The organism is Streptomyces sp. NPDC045967 (assembly GCF_056430495.1).
This window is the reverse complement of sequence record NZ_JBWKLE010000001.1, coordinates 233,232-250,323: the sequence shown is the minus strand read 5'-3', so window position 1 is coordinate 250,323 and position 17,092 is coordinate 233,232. Positions and strand designations below refer to the sequence as shown.

The window sequence follows — 17,092 nt, the reverse complement described above, 5'->3', positions numbered from 1 at the left end:
ACTCACACCTCCCGGGTGGACGTCACGAGGAAGTCGCTGCCCGCGACCCCGGTGAAGGCGTAGGCGTCCTGGAGGGATTCGCCCGTGTCGCCGCCTCGGTCCACGCCCCACGTGAGGGAGGTCCCGGCCGGGACGGTGACGGCCGCGCCGCCGCCGATGGAGACGGCCGCTGTCCCTGCGAGGACGACCAGCGTCACGGACCGGGCGCCTGCCGGGACCGTCACCGTGCCCGCGCCGGTCTGCCGCTGGAGCGTGCCGTCCAGGACGGGGTTCGCCGCAGCCGTCGCCTCGCAGCGCCCTACGGTCCCGGTGACCGCGTACGTGTTGCCGTCCAGGTCGGTGTCCACGGGCACGGTGACGCCTGCCCCGTCGACGGTGTACCGGCGCAGGAACGCGCCGTTGTCGTCACAAAGGATCTCGAACTCGCGGTCCGTGGCGAGGGAGACGCCGCCGCTGGTGCCTGCCATGGGTCTCTCCAGAGGGGTCAGGTGATGCGCTTGAAGCGGAAGCAGTGGGCCCAGAGGGCTTTGCCGCTGGTGGTACCGGCGTCGGTACGCCACGAAGCCTCCACCCGGAGCGTCCTCGGGCCTGCCACCTGGTAGAGCGCTGCGGCGGTGGCGTTGGCCTGGATGCTGCGCAAGACCGGCTCGGTGGAGTGGTCGGAGAAGAGGATCACGCGCCGTCCCGCCATCGGAACGACGGCACCGGCGGTGATGTCGTAGATCCGGGCGTCGATGATCGCGTTGGAGTAGGAGCCCGTCCCGCCGATGGACCCCTGCACGTCGGCGGTCACCTCGTAGAGCCCGGCCGCCGGCAGCACCAGGTCCGTCCCGGGGACGGGGGTCCAGGTGTTCGCGGGCGCGGCGTCCAGGCCCACGACGCCGGACGCCTGCCCGGTCGGCGGGGTCGGTCGCAACGTTCCGGCGGTGCCCGTCATGCGCTCGCCTCCTTCGTCTGCTCGGTGCTATCGGGGAGAGACGGGGCCACCAGATCGGCGGCCCCGCGCTCGCGGTCAGGAGGCGTAGGTGAACAGCAGCAGGTACGCGGTCCCGGCGTCGGCGCCCGCGAACGAGGCCGCGGCGAGGGCCGTGTCCTGGTCCCTGGTCACGGACCACGTCACGTTGGCCCCGGCCGGGATCGGCACGTTCGCGCCGTTGGTGAGGGTGGCCAAGACGCTGCCGGAGGAGACGAGGAGGGTCACCGACTGGAGGCCGGGGAACTCGCCCGCCAGGTTCACGGGGGCGGTGCCGGTGACGCTGCGGGCCCCGGTGGAGACGACGGCTGGCGTGCCGTCGTCGCTTTCGGCCGTGGAGCCGCCGCAGGGGGCTACGTGCCAGCCGTCGGGGACGCTGTCCTGCCGCTGTCCGTCCTCGTCGATGTAGTAGACCGAGTCGTCGCAGCACACCATCCGGGTCCAGGACCGAGTCTCCGGGATCACCTCGTAGAACACCTTGAGGTGCACCATCAGCCCAGCGCCGCCGCCGACGGTCTCCTCGACGTCCAGGTAGAGGTAGTTCCGTCCGGCCGTGGCACCGGGGATGGTGTCGGGGCCGAAGGTGTACGTGACCCCGTTGTGCGTGGCCGTGGCGGGGAGGGTCTGCCACGCGCCGCCATTGAGACGGAAGGCACGCCCGATCTGGTCGGCGTTGAACACTGTCGCCTGGACCTTGATGGTTGCCGGGTCGGCGTTGTCCGGCAGGTCGAAGTGCGCGCGCGGGTACCAGTGGGCGTTGAGCAGCGACGGGCCCTCGTTCGGCCGGGCCGGGCTTGCCTGCGCCGACGCGCCGAAGGGGTGCGGGCTCACCCACCACGCCGGGCGCTCCGTGTCGGAGTCCGTCGCGCTCCAGGCGCCGGAGTATTGGTACTGGTACATGTCGTACCAGGGCGGGTTGGCCGCGTTGAGGTCCGTGGTCCACTTCCACACCGGGTCCACGGTGTTGTCGTTGCGGTGGTCCTCGTTGGAGATGAACTCGGCCGACTGGACCGGATCCTGTTGGATGCAGACCTGGACGGGCTTGCAGCAGTCGTCATTGCAGTGGCCGACCGTGCCGGTGCCCACGGCGAAGAGGGTCGCGCCGTCGAGGCGGGTGTCCTTGATGGCGGACATGGCGCCGGTGTCGGCGTTGTAGGTGATGTGCCGGAGGAACTGCGTCACGGTGCCGTCCGCAGCCGTGTGGCACAGGAGCAGCGGCTCCGTGTCGGCCCCGGGGGGCTGCTCCTGCGACGGCTGGCACATGCCGACCTCGCCCGGTGGCGCGTACACGGTGGTGCCGTCGAGGAGGGTGTCCGTCGTGCTGGTGACCGTGCCCTCGCAGTCGCGGCAGATCCGGCGGAGGAACTGCACGCTCGCGGTAACCTCCAGCGCACCGACCCAGGCCGTGCGGAACGCCCCGCTGACGGCCCTACGGGGGCCCAGGTACCGGGTCGTCAGGGTGGACACCGGGCCAGGGGTGCGGAACCGGGCCGACACAGCGACGGTCGGGTTGGCCATGTTGGCGCCGGTCGGGTCGGCGGCCTGCATGGAGTTCACGCACACCATGCCCGTGGCCGCGTTGTAGACGAACCCAGCGGGGAGGCTGACGACCTCGAGGCCGGCCGGGAGCTGCATGCAGTTGTCGTCTGTCTCCGGCGCGGGGCTGAGGTAGCCCATGTAGACGGAGAACTCGACGACCGACGGCCGGTCGAAGGTGAACGTGTACGGGGTGACGCTGGGATTCGGGAAGGTCGCGGTGTTGCCCCACCATGCGCCGTCGCCGTTGCTGTGGGCGCTCGGGGTGGGGGTGGCGGTGCCCTTCACCTGCCACGTCACGCCGTTGGCGAGCGTCCCGGAGGAGAGTCCCTGGCCGGTGATGGTGGCGGGGTCCTCCGCGCACAGGAGCAGCGTCTCGCAGTCCTGGCACGTCTGCGGCTGGCAGACACCGACCGTGCCGGTGGTCGCCGGGTACGGGGAGCCGTCCAACAGGTAGTCCGTGTGCCCCACGATGACGCCGAGCTCGTCGCGCCGGTAGTCCCGCACGAACTGCGTGACCGTGCCGTCCGCCTGGACGTCGCACAGCACCACGGCGTCCTGCTCGGGCTGCTGCACGTCGGCCGGGCAGGTGGTGACGGTGCCCTGCGGGGTGTAGGTGGTGCCGGTGACGGCGTCGACCAGGCGCACCGAGGAGATCGCCCCGGTGTCGTCGTAGCTGTACTCCACCAGGACGAGGCCGGCGACCGTGCCGTCCGGCAGGACGTCACAGAAGGTCCCCGAGACCTGGATCGAGCGGGAGTCACCGCACGCGACGGTCCCGGCTGGGACGGCACCGGCCGACCATGCCCCAGTGTTGAGGTTCAACCAGCCTTCGGAGGTGACCGCGCCGGAGCAGTCTCGGACGATCGTCACGGCGATGGGCGTACCGTCCGCGAGGCACAGGCCGACGCTGGTGACGGGGGTCGTCGGCGAGGCGCAGTCCTGGGTGGGGTCGCAGACGCCTACGACGCCTTGCACGGCGTAGGTGGTGGTGCCGTCCAGGGCGGTGTCGGTCACCGTGGCGGTGCCGGTGCAGGTGCGGCAGATGGTCCGAAGGAACGGCGTGGAGGCGCCGGCCGGCTCGATGTCGCACAGCAGGACCGTCTCGCACGTGCAGGAGTCCGGCGGCGGGCAGGGCTGGAGCGTGCCCACCGGGGCGTAGGCGGCCCCGGTCGCCGGGTTCACGGTCCGGGTGCCGACGCGGTCGCCGCTGGTCGTGTCGTAGACGGCTTCCACGAGGGCCTGGCCGGCGATCGTGCCGTCCGCCAAGACGTCGCACAGGAGCGAGCCTTCGACGTCGACTCGGGGCACCGGCGGCAGGCTGGTGATGATCGGGCTGGGCCCGCAGCATCCGCTCACAGCGTGATCTCCTTGGTGTACGTGACGGTCACGGTGCCGTCTGTGGCGGTGATCAGGAGGGGCCCGACCAGTCGGGCGTGCACGTCTCTGGCGACGGTCCAGGCGGCTTCCTCGCCGTCCAGGAGAGGGCTCGTGCCGTCGGTGGTCGTGACGGTTCCGGTGCCGCCGGACGCGCGGACGGTGACCGCCTGGAGCGTCGGCACGGTCGACCCGTCCCAGGACGCGCCGGGAGCAAGGACCACCCGGCCGGCCTGGACACCGATCGAGGGGGGCGCACCCAGCTCCGCGCCCGTGTCGCAGTCCATCGGGGCCACGGGCTCGTACGGGGCGGAGTAGTCCGGCAGGTAGGTGCCGACGCTGGAGAGGGTGCCGGTGCAGTCGACGGCCAGCAGCTCCACGTACGCGACTTCGGGGACGCCGTCCCCGTCCGCGTCGTCGCACCGGCACGCCTCGATCACGTTCTGCGCGTCGCACGGTGTGACGGCCCCGGCGGCCCCGCCGTCGGCGGTGCACACCCCGGCCTCGCCTTCCACGGCGTACGGGGTGGTGCCGTCCAGGCCCGTGTCCTGGGTGGAGGCGAGGACCCCGTCGCAGTCGTAGGTGAGGCGCCGCAGGAACGGGGTGCGGGTGAGGGTCAGGACCGCCGTCCGCACCTCCATCGGCATCAGGTACAGGTCGCGGTCGTTGACCGCGCCGCCGGTGGTCTGGTCGGTGAACCGGATCGTGACCGCGCCCGTGGCAGGGGCGATGAACCCGAGGGGCGGCAGGTCCTCGGTCATCACGCCGCCCGGGAACGCGTTCGACCCGTTGGAGACGTTCCGCGTCCTGGTGGCGAGCACCGTGGCGCCGTCGAGGACGTCCAGCCGGTAGATCGCGGCGTTGCCCACCGGGTCGCCGCCGCCCGCGCCGACCCACGCGGACGCGAACCGGAACTCGTACAGCGTGGCCGGGAGCAGCCCGCTCACGGTCAGCTCCGCTACGCCGGTCGCCGGCTGGTTGGCCTGGGCGAACCACAGCGTCGTGCCGTTGTTGGCCGCGATCACGTTCCCGGTCAGCGCGAAGTCGCCCGCCGGGGTCGGGATCGGGGCCTGCGGGTCGTAAGTCAGGTCACAGAGCTGGACGACCTCCGTGTCCCCGCACGGCTCGCCGGCCGTGCCGCCCCCGGCCGGGACGCACTGCCCTGGCTCGCCGGTCAGGTCGTACGGGGCGCCGTCCAGGGTGGTGTTCGTGACGGACAGGACCGCGCCGGTCTCGCAGTCCACGGTGACGGTGCGGAGGAACTGCGGGGCGCATCCGGTCTGGTCGTAGACCACCGTGGCGTCGAACCCGGAGAGCTCCCACCCGGTGCGGCGCGGCGGGGGGCAGGTAGTGCCGCTGTCGTCGTAGGCGTCGAACGCGAGCGCCACGGCGATGTTCCCGGCGGCGAGGTCATCGGCCGGGACGTCCGCCTCGGCGGTGAGCGTCCCAGTCCACCCGGCGGGGGTGTCGGGCGGGGCGAGGGCGAGGGCGATCCGGGATGCTTCGCCGGTGCCGTTGTAGAGGGCGAGGAACCCGGTGGCCCGGCACCCGTTGTCCGGACCGAGCTGGGTGACGTCGACCTGCACGGTGACGTGCGCGGTACCGGCGTCACAGGCCGGTCGCGGGGCTTGGACGACCGCCGCGGCCGTCCGTACGGTGCCGCCCGTGCCGGGCTGCGGACCGGCCGCGGCCGGGAGGGTCAGCGTGCCGCCGTCCCACAGGGCTTGAGCCCCGGCCGCCGGTACGCCCGTGGTGTACGGGTAGTACGGCCCTGCCGGGGTGTCCGTGACGGTCGAGGCCGGCGCCCCGTCGGTGGGCAGGTCGCACAGCAGGAGCGTGCTCGCGTCGCGGCACGGCTCCTCGGGGCAGCAGGCTCCGCCGCTCGCGGTGCACTGGCCGACCTCGCCGGCCGGGGTGTACGGCTGGCCGTCGAGGGTGGTGTCCGTGACAGCGGTGACCTCGCCCGTCTCGCAGTCCACCGTGACGTTCCGGAGGAACTGGGTCTCGCAGTCGGTCTGGTCGTAGACGACGCTGGTGGCGGCCTGGTCCACGATCCAGCCGCCGACGTGGGCGGCGGTCTGCCAGGTCTCCAGCATGGCGGCGAGGTGGACGTTCCCGGCGGCGAGGTCGGCGGCCGGGACCTGCCCGGACACGGTGAGGGTGCCGGTGTAACCGACCGGCGTGTTGTCCGGGGTGGTCACGATGGCGACGCGGGTGCTGCCCGCCCACAGGGCCCACAGGCCGTTGCCGCCCAGCGCCGAGGAGGGGCCGGTGCGCTGGACGCGGATGCTGGCGGTGACGGTGGCGGTGCCGGTGTCGCAGCCGGGCCGCGGTGCCTGGACGTTCGCCGCGATCGAGCGCAGGTGCTGGTTGATGTGGCCGGGGCCGGCCGCGCTGTCCGCAGGGACGGTGATGGCGCCGCCGGCCCACAGGTTCGCGGCGCCGCCCGGGAGCGGCTCCGCTCCAAGTCCGGTCCCCTGGTAGGGGGTGGGGTCGGTGTCGCTGACCGTGGGCGTGGGCTCGCCGCCGGTCGGCAGGTCGCACACGAGGAGCGCGCTCGAATTGCGGCACGGCTCCGGGGCGAGGAGCCCGCACTGGCCGACCTCACCGGTGGGTGCGTACGCGGAGCCGTCCAGGGCGTAGTCGGTGTGGCCGTTGATCTGCCCGCTCGCCGGGTCCCGCCGGTAGTCGCGGAGGAACGCCGTGGTGGTGCCGTCCGCCGCGGTGTCGCACAGGACGGTCAGGTCCTGCTCCGGCTGTGTCTCGGTTCCGCCGGGGCAGCGCCGTAGCTCGCCCTGGAGGCTGTAGGTGGCGCCGGTGGCCGGGTCGACCAGGCGGACCGAGGCCAGGGAGCCGTCCGGGTTGTAGGCGTACTCCACGAGGACCAGGCCGTGCACGTCACCGGTCGCCGGATCGACGTCGCACAGCAGGCCGGCCAGCTCAAAGGCGCGGGAGTCCCCGCACGCCTGGGCGCCGACGGGCGGTGCGCCCGCGCTGTACGTGCCGGTGGTGAGGTTGATCCAGCCGTCTCGCGTAACCAGGCCGTCGCAGTCGCGGCTCATGATGACGGCGATCGGCGTGCCGTCTGCGAGGCACAGGCCGAGTGTCGCGGCCGGGGTCGTCTGCTCCGCGCACCCGCCGTCGCCGGCGCAGACACCGACCGTGCCGGTGACGACGTGCGGCGTCCGCCCGTCGAGCGCGACGTCCTCGTACGACGCGGTGCCGTCGAGGAAGGTGTACCGGCGCAGGAACGGACCGCTGTCGTCGCATAGCGTCACCGTCTCGGTCTGGGGGCAGCCGTAGGTGCAGTCGACCGGCGCGACCGGGGTGTACGGGACGCTCGGGTCGTCCTGGTAGGTGAGAACGAGCTCGGCCGTGCCGTCGGCGCGGACACACCACAATTCGCTGTACGTGGCGTCCGCCGCGCCGTCGCCGTCGGTGTCGTCGCACAGCTGGCGGCACACGGTGTCGACGCACCCGGCGTCACACGGGCCGACGTCGGCAGGAAGCGCGCCCGGCGTGAACGCGCCGGTGGCGGCATCGATCCAGCCGACCGTCTCCGGGTCGGGAGCCGCCTCACCGCATTCGACGCAGCCGGACCGCACGACGAGGAGCACCGTCGTGCCGTCCGCGCGACATAGGGCCGTTGAGGCGATCGACGGGGCGCAGCACGTGGTGACCTCTACCGGGGTACCGCCGCCCGGCTCACAGGGAATCGGCTCAACGGGCACCGGTCAGTCCTCCGGGTGCTTCTGGCGGCTGTGCGTGTCCCGGCCGCGCTCGGTGGTGAACTCCTTGTCGCAGCCAGAGCAGGGGAACAGGCCCTCTGGCTTGTCGCCGGCGGGCTCGTCGGGCTCGGGGGCGGGCAGCGGCGTCGAGTTGGCCCCGTACGCCTCCGGGGGCACCCCGGGCAGCGGCTCACCAGGGACGGCTTCCCGTTCCTCGGTGAAGCCCGCCGCGGTGGCGACGCCGAGGAGTTCGGCGGCCTGGTCCTCGTCGGGCGACACGTACCGGTGGCCGTCCACGATGGCCCCGATCAGCACCGACTCGGGCATGTCGCCGAACAGGGCGGGCGGGACGGCGAACAGGGAGGGGCCGACGGTGCGGATCTTCGGCGTCTGGGCGACCGCCCACCGCGCGAAGTCGACGCGCCGCTCCTTGGTCGGCTGAACCTCGATCATCTCGGTCACGGACAAGTCACCACCTGGATGGCACACACGACACAGGTCGTGGCGACGACGTACGTGCGCTCGACCAGCACGCGCCGGTCGTTGGTGCGCGTGTTCACGGAGGCCCCGGGCCGGTCCGGGATGGTCATGGTCGGGCCGCGGCGGATGACGACCGGGCCGGTGATGTAGAGCCACGCCGTGCCCGGGTCGGCGGGCAGGTTCCCCGGGCCGGTGTTCATCGCGGAGTAGCCGGCGCCGATGATCGCGCAGTTCCCGGCGAGGGTGGTCAGGTTGCCGGTGGCCGGGTCCTCGCGGACGACGTTGCAGCAACCGAGGAGCGCGGCGACGCCGGCCGGGACGTGCAGGACGCCACGGCCGCCGTACTGCTCGGCCAAGCACCCTTCGAGAGCGGCGACGCCCGCGGCGATGTTCACCGGCCCGGCGTCCGGGGTGAGGTCTTGCGCCGTGGCGGCCAGGTGGTCGGCCCAGAACCCGGCTTCGACGGCTTCCTGCTCGCCGAGGGCCAGGGACGCTTCGGCGTGGGCGCGGGCCTCCGCGTACGACCAGCCCATGGTGGAGCACTCGGCACCGGAGTAGACGGTGATCGGGTCGGCGTGCTCGGTGGTGGGGCGGCAGAACTCCTTCTGCAGCGGGCCGGGCGATTCGTCGCCTGGGGACTCGTCGCTGACGCACGGGTCTCGCCAGACGTTGACCGGGCAGCAGCCCAGGGCCAGCCACTCGATGCCGAGGAGTTCGTGGACGTCGTCCACGTCGCGGATGTCGGTGCAGGCGCCGAGGATTCCGTGGGGCAGTGGCTCGCCGGGGATCGGTTGGACGTACTTCCTCATGCCCGCCATTGCTCGCCTCCGTTCTCAACTTGGTTGCGCCGGGCCCGGTTCAGGTCACGGGCCCGGCACGACTGGGGCGGGCGAGGGTCAGGCGATCGGGCAGGTCAGTGCCGTCTGCCCGCCGGTGGTGCCGGACGGGCAGATCGGGATGGTGATGGCGCGGGTGTCGACCGAGCGATCGACCAAGGCGACACATTCCTCCGCGAACAGGGCGGTGTAGTCGTTGGTCGAGAACTTCGTGCTGTCGTGGATGACGCCGAGGTTGACCTCTTCGCCACGGCCGATCTGGAGCGAGCCCGCCGGGTACATCAGCACCTGCATGGTCGCCGGCCAGTCCGTCGCCGGCGTCGGTGCGCCGATGTCGGTCGGGACGCCCGGGGGCAGGTTCCGCGCCCACTGGATGCGGACACCGAGGCGGCTGAAACTGTCCTGGATACAGTTCGGGTCGATCTCGCAGACGTCCCGCCCGTTCTGGCGGGCGATGTCCGCGAGGAACGCGTTGCGACTCCACCAGGGGAAGACGACCTCGAGCGCGGTGGTCTCACAGAGGCTGTGACGCTCGATCATGTCGGCGGCCTGGAGGGCGATCGCCGCGTACACGGCCGACAGCGCGCCGAACGTGGGAGGCAGGACGACCGGCGTCGCCGTGTCGAGAGCCTGCTGGTACAGCACGGACCTGATGCGGATCTCGTGCGCGACCATGGCGTTGCGCAGGTACCAGGCGACCAGCTCGGGGAAGTGCCTCTGCGTCAGGATGCCTGCTTCGAGACACACGCCGACCGCGTCACAGCGGACCTCGACCGGGTCGGGGCACGGGATGCGGAAGCACGGCTTGGTCGCGCCGCTGATGTCGTCGGCCTCGGTGTGCACCCACGTCATCGCGGACACGTCCAGACTCAGCGGCTTGTAGTACCTGAGTCCACCGCGGGCGAGCTGGATCTCGGGCGCGTCCCACAGCATGTCGGGGCACGAGGTGTCGGTCAGCTCGTAGATCGTCTCCGAGGGTGCGCACCAGCCGCCGGACGCGACGAGGTCCTGCTGCGGCAGGCGCAGCTGGCTGGACGCGTGGAGCGCCACGGTGGTGCCCTCCGGCGCCGACGAGGAGTCGGTGACGATCAGGTCCTCGGGGTACGGATGCCGGTAGCTGATGACCTGACCCACGCCACCACCGGCCGTTTTCAACGCATTTGCGCGGGAGATGATGCCCGCCGTGATGCCCTCGAAGTTGAGGGCCTGGCCGGGGGCGTACCCGGGGACGTCGACCGCCGCGGTGATGCTCGTGCCTGGGGCGGGCGGCTCCGGGAGGACGCGCGGCTGACGCCGGCGGACGCCGGACAGGTCCAGGGCCGGACGGGAGACGACCGAGGCGGTGACCTTCGGGGCGGGCTCGGGCTCCGGCTCCTCGACCACCGCGGCGGCGGTCTCCTCGCTCTCCGTGCCCTCCGCCCCCTCGGCCGGCTCGGCGGGGGCCTCGGGGCCGCGCACCTGGGCGGCGAGAGAGTCGATCTCGGCGGCGGCCTGCTCGGCTGCCTCGCGGCGGGACGCCTGCTCGGAACGGATCGTGTCGACGCAGGTCGCCAGGGAGCGCAGGGACTCCAGGTCCTTCGTCGTGACGGTAGTGGACTGCGACTTGGCGTCGAACGCCTCGACAGCGCCGGAGAGCGCCTGGTTCAGCTCGTCGTCGGAGAGAGCGGAGACGTCTTCCGGGATTTCGAAGTCGGCCATGGCCTGGGCACTCCTGTGATCGATCTTGGAGTTGCCCGGCCCAGAACCAGCGGCGATGTGAGAAGCATAGCCCGATGCCGACGGCCGACATCGGGCTAAGTCAAGGGGACACCTACGACGGGTTCATGCCTTCTTGGCGGTGGTGGCTGCCTCCTTCGCCTTCTCTCGGACGACGCTGCCTTCGTACCGCTTCGATACGGCCTTGGCCGTGGCCTCCGAGGACGAGGGGCCGAACAGCACCTTGCCGTTCCCGCCGTCGGCGACGACTTCCCACTGCTGCCGCTTGCCCTTGTTGCAGGCGCATCCCATGTCAGGCTCCCTCTCCGGTGGTGGTGTGGCCGGCCGCGATCTCTTCGCGGGCCGGTGCGATGACGGAGGCGGCGAGTCGTGCGGCCTCTTCCTTCGCGGCTTCTCGCTGCTCCTGGTGGCGGTCGAGGGCCGTCACGAGGACTTCCAGGAACGGGACGCTGGACAGCAGGGCGGAGGCGACGGCGTCCACATCGCTGCCCGCCAGGTGCGTTGTCCGGACAGCGTCCGGACGGTTGTCCGGACGCTGTCCGCCCTGTTCAGAGGCGGTGCGCGTGTGTGTCTCCTCATGGTGTCCGGACGTGTCCGCCGGGTTGTCCGGGAGTTGTCCGGACACGTCCGGATCGGTGTCCGGGTCGCCGACGGCCAGCGCTGCCGACGCCGCCAGAGCGAGGTTCGACCGCTCCGCCACGGCGGTGGCGAGCAGCGGCGACGAGTGGCCGGGGACCGGCACCGACAGGACCGCGCGGAGCTGCCACTGACCGGTCGGCCCGGCCTTCATGTGGTACGACGGCTGGCACGCCGCGAAGACGTTCCGGTCCCACTCCGACAGCCACGGGGCCGCCGCGCCGCTGAACCAGAGGCCGCCCGCGTTCTGGCCGACCGTCACGATTCCCGCGACGCTCCTCGTGTCATCGAACTGGCACGCCGCGGTCTCGCACTCCGCGCCGTCGCGGTGGTGGCCGACGTTCATCGTGAAGGCCCCAGCCTTGACGAAGGTGCCGTCATCGAGCTTGAACCGGGCGCGGAGGAAGTGGGTCAGGTCGAGCTTGCCCAGCGACTCGACCGTCAGCTTCTTGCCCGGGTAGCCGGCGTGCGGCTCACCGGCCTGTGCCACCCAGCCGTAGACCCTGCCGTTGGCGTAGTGCACGCCGCCGGAACCCGGGGGCAGCTCCTCGGCGGTGGGCTCGCGGAACCAGGTGGCGGGCATCGGGTCGGCGTCCTGCATCGCGGTCCAGGCGGACGCGACCAGCTCGCGCATCGCCTCCGACTCGTCCTCGTCGCCCAGGGGCTCAAGGGGCATGGCGTCGGTGTCGGCGGAGGCGATCACCGACATGTCGGTGGACGGGCCGACGTACAGACCACGGGCGAGGCGCACGATCAGACCGGCCTTCGCCGCCTTCGCGAGGTGGCCGCGCGGCGTCTCCATCTTGATCCGCAACCCTCGGGCGACGTCGCGGGCACCGACCGGGGCCGGGGCCGACTTCACGAAGTTCACGACCTTGAGCTGAGCAGGGGACGGGCCGGCTGCCGCCCACCACTCCTCGTCTTCCTCGACCGGGGCGGGCTCGGGCTGTTCGTCCAGCACGATCCGCGCCTGGTCGTACGCGGGCATCGCCACGAGGGTGGCGCCGCGCAGCCGAGCCCGGGTGACCCGCATCAGCAGGTCGCCGGACGACTCGCGGTGCACGACGGTGCCCTCGCCCTGGTCGTCGGGGTCGCCGGCCGCCGCGGTGAGCGTGCCCGTCGCGGCGAACGCGGCGTGCACGGCGTTGGCGGACACCCGGCCGTCGGGGCCGGTGATGAGCTGCGAGGCGTTCGCCTGGCGGGTCAGGTAATCCCCGCACGCGGTGAAGCCGGTCGTCTCCGTCGCGGACAGCGACCACGAGCCGTCGCTCATGCGGAACAGCGACGCCGAGGGTAGCGACGCCAGGAGCACGACCGCGCCCTCGTCCTCGCTGCGCCGGGAGCGGTCCACGAACTCCACGCTGACGTCGTCCAGGTCGACGCTCACGCCCAGGGGGCCCTTCTGCTCCAGGACCATCAGGGCGTCGGACCCGGCCGCCAGACCGGGGTAGAGGACGCCGCTGCCGGTGATCCGGTCCCCGGCCCGGCCCATGCTCTGGATGGACCCGGCCAGCTCTGCGCCCTGGTGGCCCATCAGCATCTCGTCGGCGTATTGCAGAGGCCACGGACCAGCGCCGGACCAGTACAGCGACCCGGGCCGGAACACCCTGCCGTCGCCGGTCTCGGTGTTCTCGAAGGCCAAGGCCGTGTCGTCGGGGGTGGACCAGGACCGGGCCGCGAGGGGGCCGGTGGTCACCTGCTCGTCTTCGTCCATCGTTGTCTCCTGGTCCCGGCCGAGCGGGATGTCGGTGTGCTCGCCGGCGAACGCGACCCGCAGCCTGTCGAAGCGGATCGGGCCGAGGCGCTGGTTCATCGCGGTCAGCAGGGACGGACTGCGGGTGTAGGCGGCGCAGACGTGGGGCTGCCACGGCGTGTGCTGCGTCGGCAGGTCGGGCTGGCGGTGCATCTCCTCCAGCGCGTACGTGGCCGACCAGCGGGCCCTCTCCAAGGTCGGCGCGTCCTGGGGGCGGTCGCGGTCGTCGCCGACGGACCACACCCAGCACGGGGCATCGCCGTCCGAGTTCCACTGGTTCGCGCCGAAGACTCGGGCGGCGATCGGCTCGCCGAGGTCGGGTGCGCGGGAGCGGAGCAGGCTGATGAGGTCGGCGCGGGACTCCTCGTCCCAGTCGGCCCCTTCGCCGAGGTAGAACAGCGTCAGGTGCAGCTCGCCCGCCGGCTCGGAGCCGGTGGCGTTGAGGGCCAGGCGCTCGGCGTCCTCAGCGGTGGGCATCAGGGCGATCATCGCGCCGGTGTGCCCGCCTACTGATGCGGTCACCGGCTGGGGGACTTCCACACTGCTCTCCTCAGATTCCAAGACGCGACCCCGCGCGGGGTCCTTCGGTTCGTAGGCAGAGGCGCGTTGTTCGGGGGCCACTCCGAGGCGGCATCGGCAGTGGATGACCAGGGACGGCGGCGCGGTCGGGTCGCCGGGGGCCTGCATTTCCACACCGGCCACGACGAACGGCTCGGCCAGGAGCCGGATCTGACCGTCCACCTGATCGTGTGCGGTACGCACCCGCGCGTCGTGCCGGGTGATCCACTGCTTCACCACCGGCCGGTCAGGGCCGGTCGCGGCCTCGGCCGCAGCGAGGGTGGCCGTGTTCCACGCGCGGGTCGCCTCGGTCTGTGCGATGCGCCGTTCCCGTACGGGGCCCAGGTGCGCCCCTTCCCGGTTGAACACGTTACGCAGCCGGGCCCGTAGCTGCTCGACGTCCTCACCGGCCGCAACGCCGGCCGCCAGCTCGGCGCGGGTCGCCTCGGCGAGCCGGTCACCGACCGCCCGCAACAGATGCTCGGTGGTCGTGACGTACTGGGCGATGTCCTCGGGGAGTTCACGGCCGTCGTCGTACCGGCCGGGCAGGTCGTCCCAGCCGTCCGGCAGCTCCCCGCCGACGTCCTCGGCTGCGGCGACCGCGGCCCGCCCCGAGGTGCCCAGCAGGCGACGCACCAGGCCGGTGACCCGGTTGTTCCACATGCGGGCGATCCGGCCCACGGAGAAGCGCGCGGCGACCAGCTCGGTGGCGTCCTGGACGGCGTCGGCGAACTCGTCGGCCGTCGCGGTGAGCGCTGCGGCGACCGCTTCGCCGAAGTCCGCCTCGGCCTGGTCGAGCTGCCGGTTGCGGTCAGCCATGAGTGGCCTCCTCCGTCACGTCGTCGCAGTGAAGGCAGTGCGCCCACCCCGCGACCTTTCGACGTCCCGCGCGGGTGCGGATCGTGACCTCCGCGGTGACGAGCGATTCCGTCCCTCCGCACTTGGGACAGTCGCTGTACGCCAGGGGCATGGCGAGGGGCGGGTCGTCGTCGCTTTCGGCGGCGTGCCGGTCGGTCTCTTCCATGCGCCAGGCGGCGACTTCCTCGGCCAGGCCGTGGTCCGGGCAGTGCGAGCACCAGCCGTGGACGCGGTGAGCCGAGATGCTGTGGCCCAGCGGGGCGGTGGAGGTGTCAGCCACGGTCGATCCTTCTTGCCGGGAGCGGGTTCGTGGGGTCCTCGCAGACCTCGCACCAGGTGAGGGCGCCCGACGTGGACACGCCTTCGGTGGTCAGCAAGTGCAGCTCGCAGGTGATGCCGGTCCACGCCCGGCAGCAGGAGCACCACGCCTCGCGGGTCGTACCGGGGTGGAGGACCGGCCCGCCGTGGCCCTGCTGCTCGGTGGCGGCCGGGCGGGGGCCGCGAGGGCGCGTCATGCCGCTGTCCCGAAGCACGAGGTGAGGACGGTCGGGACAAGCCGGTACTCGTGCTCAACCCCGGCCGCGATCAGCTCGCGGGCGTAGCCGTCGAGCGAGGCGGTCAGGCACTCGGCGTCGAGGCCGTACCGTCCGGCGATCTCGGGGGCGCGGGACCAGGCGCCATCGAGGAGACGCCACTGCTCGACCTGGGCGGCGTCGACCGGCAGCAGCGTGTGGAGGCGCGCCGAGTCGATATCGCGGGCCTTGCCGCGCTCGCTGCGGGGGCACGCCGGGGTCTTGCGGAGCTTGTCCCCGGCCGCGGTGAGCGCACCCCAGATCAGGCCGTCAGCGGCAGCGAGCAGGCCGTCACCGGGACCGGCCGAGGAGGCGAGCGTGTCCGGGGGCGCTTCGGACTCGTCCACGGGCAGCTCGGGCGGCGCCGGGGGCGTCTCCGTGTCGGGAGTCTCGTCGCCTTCACCCGGGGCGGGCGCAGGGTTGCGGCGGGCCGTCTCCTCGGCGGTGGGGGCGTCGGACTCATCGAACCCGGTCTCGCGGCGCAGGGCCTCGTCCGAGATGACGCCCCGGTCGTGGGCCTGCAACGCCGTCTCGGAGCGGTTGGTGCGCACCCGCAGCGGGCTGGTGTCGTACCAGACCATCCAGCGGTGCCAGTCCTCGACGTTCTCGGATTCGAGGATCGGGCGCAGCCACTGCTGCGTGAGGGCGTACGAGATCGTGGCGAGCTTCGGTTCGATGCCGAGGCGGATCGCCTCGCTGGTCAACGCCCAGGCTCCCCAGTGGTTCACGTCGCCGAGGCCGAGCAGGATCTCGGCCGGGATCTCCAGGCCGGTGGCGAAGCGGCGCACCGCCTCCTCGCGGAGCTTGATGGCGAGTTCGTCAAACTCCGACTCGAACTTGATCAGCTTGAAGTCGGCGATCGTGTCCGCTGGCAGTTCGAGGATGATCGGGACCGTCGCGGCGGCCGACTCGGGGTCACGGATCGCCGTCTCGGCGATGGCCATGAACGTCTCGATCAGGTCGTCCTCTGCGCCGCCCTGGGTGCCGGACGTCGGGAACCTGGTGCCCTTCGGGATGAGGAGCAGCCCCCGGCCGGTGATCCGCGACCGGGCGATGGCCTTCACGGCGGCGTTCAGCAGCAGGAGTTCTTCCAGCAGTTCCAGGCTGGAGCGGACGGGGCTGTCGGCCTCGATGGCGCGCTCGGGGTCCGGCTCCCACACCCGGATCGCCACGGGTCCGTCGGGGTCCATCGTCTCGGGGTCGCCCTCGGGGATCGGGACTTCTTCGCCGTCGATCTCGGCCATCAGCTTGCCGGACTGCTGCTTGACCTCCTTCACCGACAGGACGCGCCAGTCGTGTCCGTCCTCGGGGCTGTACGGCGAGAGGACTTCGTCGTTGGGGCGGACGACGATCCAGCCCTCGCCGGGAACGGTCAGGTGCCGGCCGAACGCGCCGAGCATCTTCGACTGCCCGTCAGGGCCTCCGGCGATCTGCGAGACGATCTCGTGCGCGCGGTGGCCCTCGGGGGCCGGTTCGATCGTGCCGTCGTCGGCGCGGCGGCCCGCGTAGAGCCTGGCGCCGGACATGGCGTTGCCGATCCAGGAGGCGGCGAACCGGACCTCGGGGACCTGGTGGTACATGTCGTAGGCGCGGCTCTGCCAGGACTGGTTACCGGCCCCGCGTCCCCGGATCTTCCGCGAGGTGTACCGGGAGGCCGCCGCGGTGATCGTGCGGGGTGCCGCCATCAGTGGTCGTCCTTGCGGGAGTCGTCCCAGCGGTTGAGGAGGACGGCCGCGCCGGCGACGGCCAGCCACTCGAAGCCGTGGACCACCACGGGGGTGCCGGACCAAGTGCCGGTGACGAGAAGCCAGACGAGGAGCAGCAGGCCGCACACCCAGAACCCGGAGCAGTAGACGCAGGAGATCAGCGTCACGATCGCGTCGCGGAACGCGGAGGTCGGGCGGCGCTGCTGCCAGGCGTCGATCCGGGCGCGCACCGGATCGAGGATCGAGTCATGGACGACGAGCTGCGTGCCGCGGTATCCGGCGAGCGCGAGGAAGGCGAGTACTACGAGACTGATCATTTCCGTACCCCGATGGCAGATCATCCGGCCGAGTCAGGCGGGGATG

At 72.1% G+C, this 17,092-nt stretch carries 13 protein-coding genes; all 13 read right to left on the bottom strand.

The window, feature by feature from the left end; all coding sequences use genetic code 11:
- Positions 1–2 precede the first annotated feature (2 nt).
- The 13 genes from AC07FY_RS01270 to AC07FY_RS01210 all read right to left on the bottom strand — a co-directional run bounded on the left by AC07FY_RS01270 (position 3) and on the right by AC07FY_RS01210 (position 17,046).
- Positions 3–467, bottom strand: coding sequence for a hypothetical protein (locus tag AC07FY_RS01270; protein WP_478998925.1), 465 nt, complete (start codon positions 465–467; stop codon positions 3–5).
- A 17-nt stretch (positions 468–484) separates the two neighbouring features.
- A complete protein-coding gene (locus AC07FY_RS01265; protein ID WP_478998923.1) occupies positions 485–937 on the bottom strand; it encodes a hypothetical protein in 453 nt (150 codons plus the stop codon).
- Positions 938–1,012: 75 nt separating this feature from the next.
- The gene (locus AC07FY_RS01260) at positions 1,013–3,820 is read right to left on the bottom strand and encodes a hypothetical protein (RefSeq protein ID WP_478998921.1); all 2,808 of its coding nucleotides are present in this window, start codon (positions 3,818–3,820) and stop codon (positions 1,013–1,015) included.
- 44 nt (positions 3,821–3,864) lie between these two features.
- The gene (locus tag AC07FY_RS01255) at positions 3,865–7,503 is read right to left on the bottom strand and encodes a hypothetical protein (protein ID WP_478998919.1); all 3,639 of its coding nucleotides are present in this window, start codon (positions 7,501–7,503) and stop codon (positions 3,865–3,867) included.
- A gap of 117 nt (positions 7,504–7,620) precedes the next feature.
- Complete coding sequence (locus AC07FY_RS01250; protein WP_478999806.1) at positions 7,621–8,067, bottom strand: hypothetical protein; 447 nt, start codon at positions 8,065–8,067, stop codon at positions 7,621–7,623.
- A gap of 5 nt (positions 8,068–8,072) precedes the next feature.
- Positions 8,073–8,912 carry a cupin gene (locus AC07FY_RS01245; RefSeq protein WP_478998917.1) on the bottom strand — a complete coding sequence of 280 codons (840 nt, stop codon included), beginning with the start codon at positions 8,910–8,912 and terminating at the stop codon, positions 8,073–8,075.
- Positions 8,913–8,990: 78 nt separating this feature from the next.
- On the bottom strand, positions 8,991–10,628 hold the full coding sequence (locus AC07FY_RS01240; protein ID WP_478998915.1) for a major capsid protein: 1,638 nt from the start codon (positions 10,626–10,628) through the stop codon (positions 8,991–8,993).
- A gap of 123 nt (positions 10,629–10,751) precedes the next feature.
- Positions 10,752–10,937 (bottom strand): hypothetical protein, encoded by a 186-nt coding sequence (locus AC07FY_RS01235; protein ID WP_478998913.1) that lies wholly within the window; start codon positions 10,935–10,937, stop codon positions 10,752–10,754.
- 1 nt (position 10,938) lies between these two features.
- Positions 10,939–14,412: a phage minor head protein gene (locus AC07FY_RS01230; protein ID WP_478998911.1), complete on the bottom strand. Its 3,474-nt coding sequence runs from the start codon at positions 14,410–14,412 to the stop codon at positions 10,939–10,941.
- Entirely contained in the window at positions 14,405–14,731 is a 327-nt protein-coding gene (locus AC07FY_RS01225; RefSeq protein WP_478998909.1) for a hypothetical protein, read from the bottom strand. Before AC07FY_RS01225 ends, AC07FY_RS01230 begins: the two co-directional genes overlap by 8 nt.
- Complete coding sequence (locus AC07FY_RS01220; protein WP_478998907.1) at positions 14,724–14,966, bottom strand: hypothetical protein; 243 nt, start codon at positions 14,964–14,966, stop codon at positions 14,724–14,726. Before AC07FY_RS01220 ends, AC07FY_RS01225 begins: the two co-directional genes overlap by 8 nt.
- Positions 14,963–16,708 (bottom strand): hypothetical protein, encoded by a 1,746-nt coding sequence (locus AC07FY_RS01215; protein WP_478998905.1) that lies wholly within the window; start codon positions 16,706–16,708, stop codon positions 14,963–14,965. The genes AC07FY_RS01220 and AC07FY_RS01215 overlap by 4 nt, the downstream gene beginning before the upstream one ends.
- Positions 16,708–17,046, bottom strand: coding sequence for a DUF1360 domain-containing protein (locus AC07FY_RS01210; RefSeq protein WP_478998903.1), 339 nt, complete (start codon positions 17,044–17,046; stop codon positions 16,708–16,710). Before AC07FY_RS01210 ends, AC07FY_RS01215 begins: the two co-directional genes overlap by 1 nt.
- Positions 17,047–17,092: the final 46 nt, after the last annotated feature.

Excerpts from the sequence above, each read along its gene's own strand:
- AC07FY_RS01270 (WP_478998925.1), bottom strand. The coding sequence starts at position 467 with ATGGCAGGCACCAGCGGCGGCGTCTCCCTCGCCACGGACCGCGAGTTC.
- AC07FY_RS01265 (WP_478998923.1), bottom strand. The coding sequence starts at position 937 with ATGACGGGCACCGCCGGAACGTTGCGACCGACCCCGCCGACCGGGCAG.
- AC07FY_RS01250 (WP_478999806.1), bottom strand. The coding sequence starts at position 8,067 with ATGATCGAGGTTCAGCCGACCAAGGAGCGGCGCGTCGACTTCGCGCGG.
- AC07FY_RS01245 (WP_478998917.1), bottom strand. The coding sequence starts at position 8,912 with ATGGCGGGCATGAGGAAGTACGTCCAACCGATCCCCGGCGAGCCACTG.
- AC07FY_RS01240 (WP_478998915.1), bottom strand. The coding sequence starts at position 10,628 with ATGGCCGACTTCGAAATCCCGGAAGACGTCTCCGCTCTCTCCGACGAC.
- AC07FY_RS01235 (WP_478998913.1), bottom strand. The coding sequence starts at position 10,937 with ATGGGATGCGCCTGCAACAAGGGCAAGCGGCAGCAGTGGGAAGTCGTC.
- AC07FY_RS01230 (WP_478998911.1), bottom strand. The coding sequence starts at position 14,412 with ATGGCTGACCGCAACCGGCAGCTCGACCAGGCCGAGGCGGACTTCGGC.
- AC07FY_RS01220 (WP_478998907.1), bottom strand. The coding sequence starts at position 14,966 with ATGACGCGCCCTCGCGGCCCCCGCCCGGCCGCCACCGAGCAGCAGGGC.
- AC07FY_RS01215 (WP_478998905.1), bottom strand. The coding sequence starts at position 16,708 with ATGGCGGCACCCCGCACGATCACCGCGGCGGCCTCCCGGTACACCTCG.
- AC07FY_RS01210 (WP_478998903.1), bottom strand. The coding sequence starts at position 17,046 with ATGATCAGTCTCGTAGTACTCGCCTTCCTCGCGCTCGCCGGATACCGC.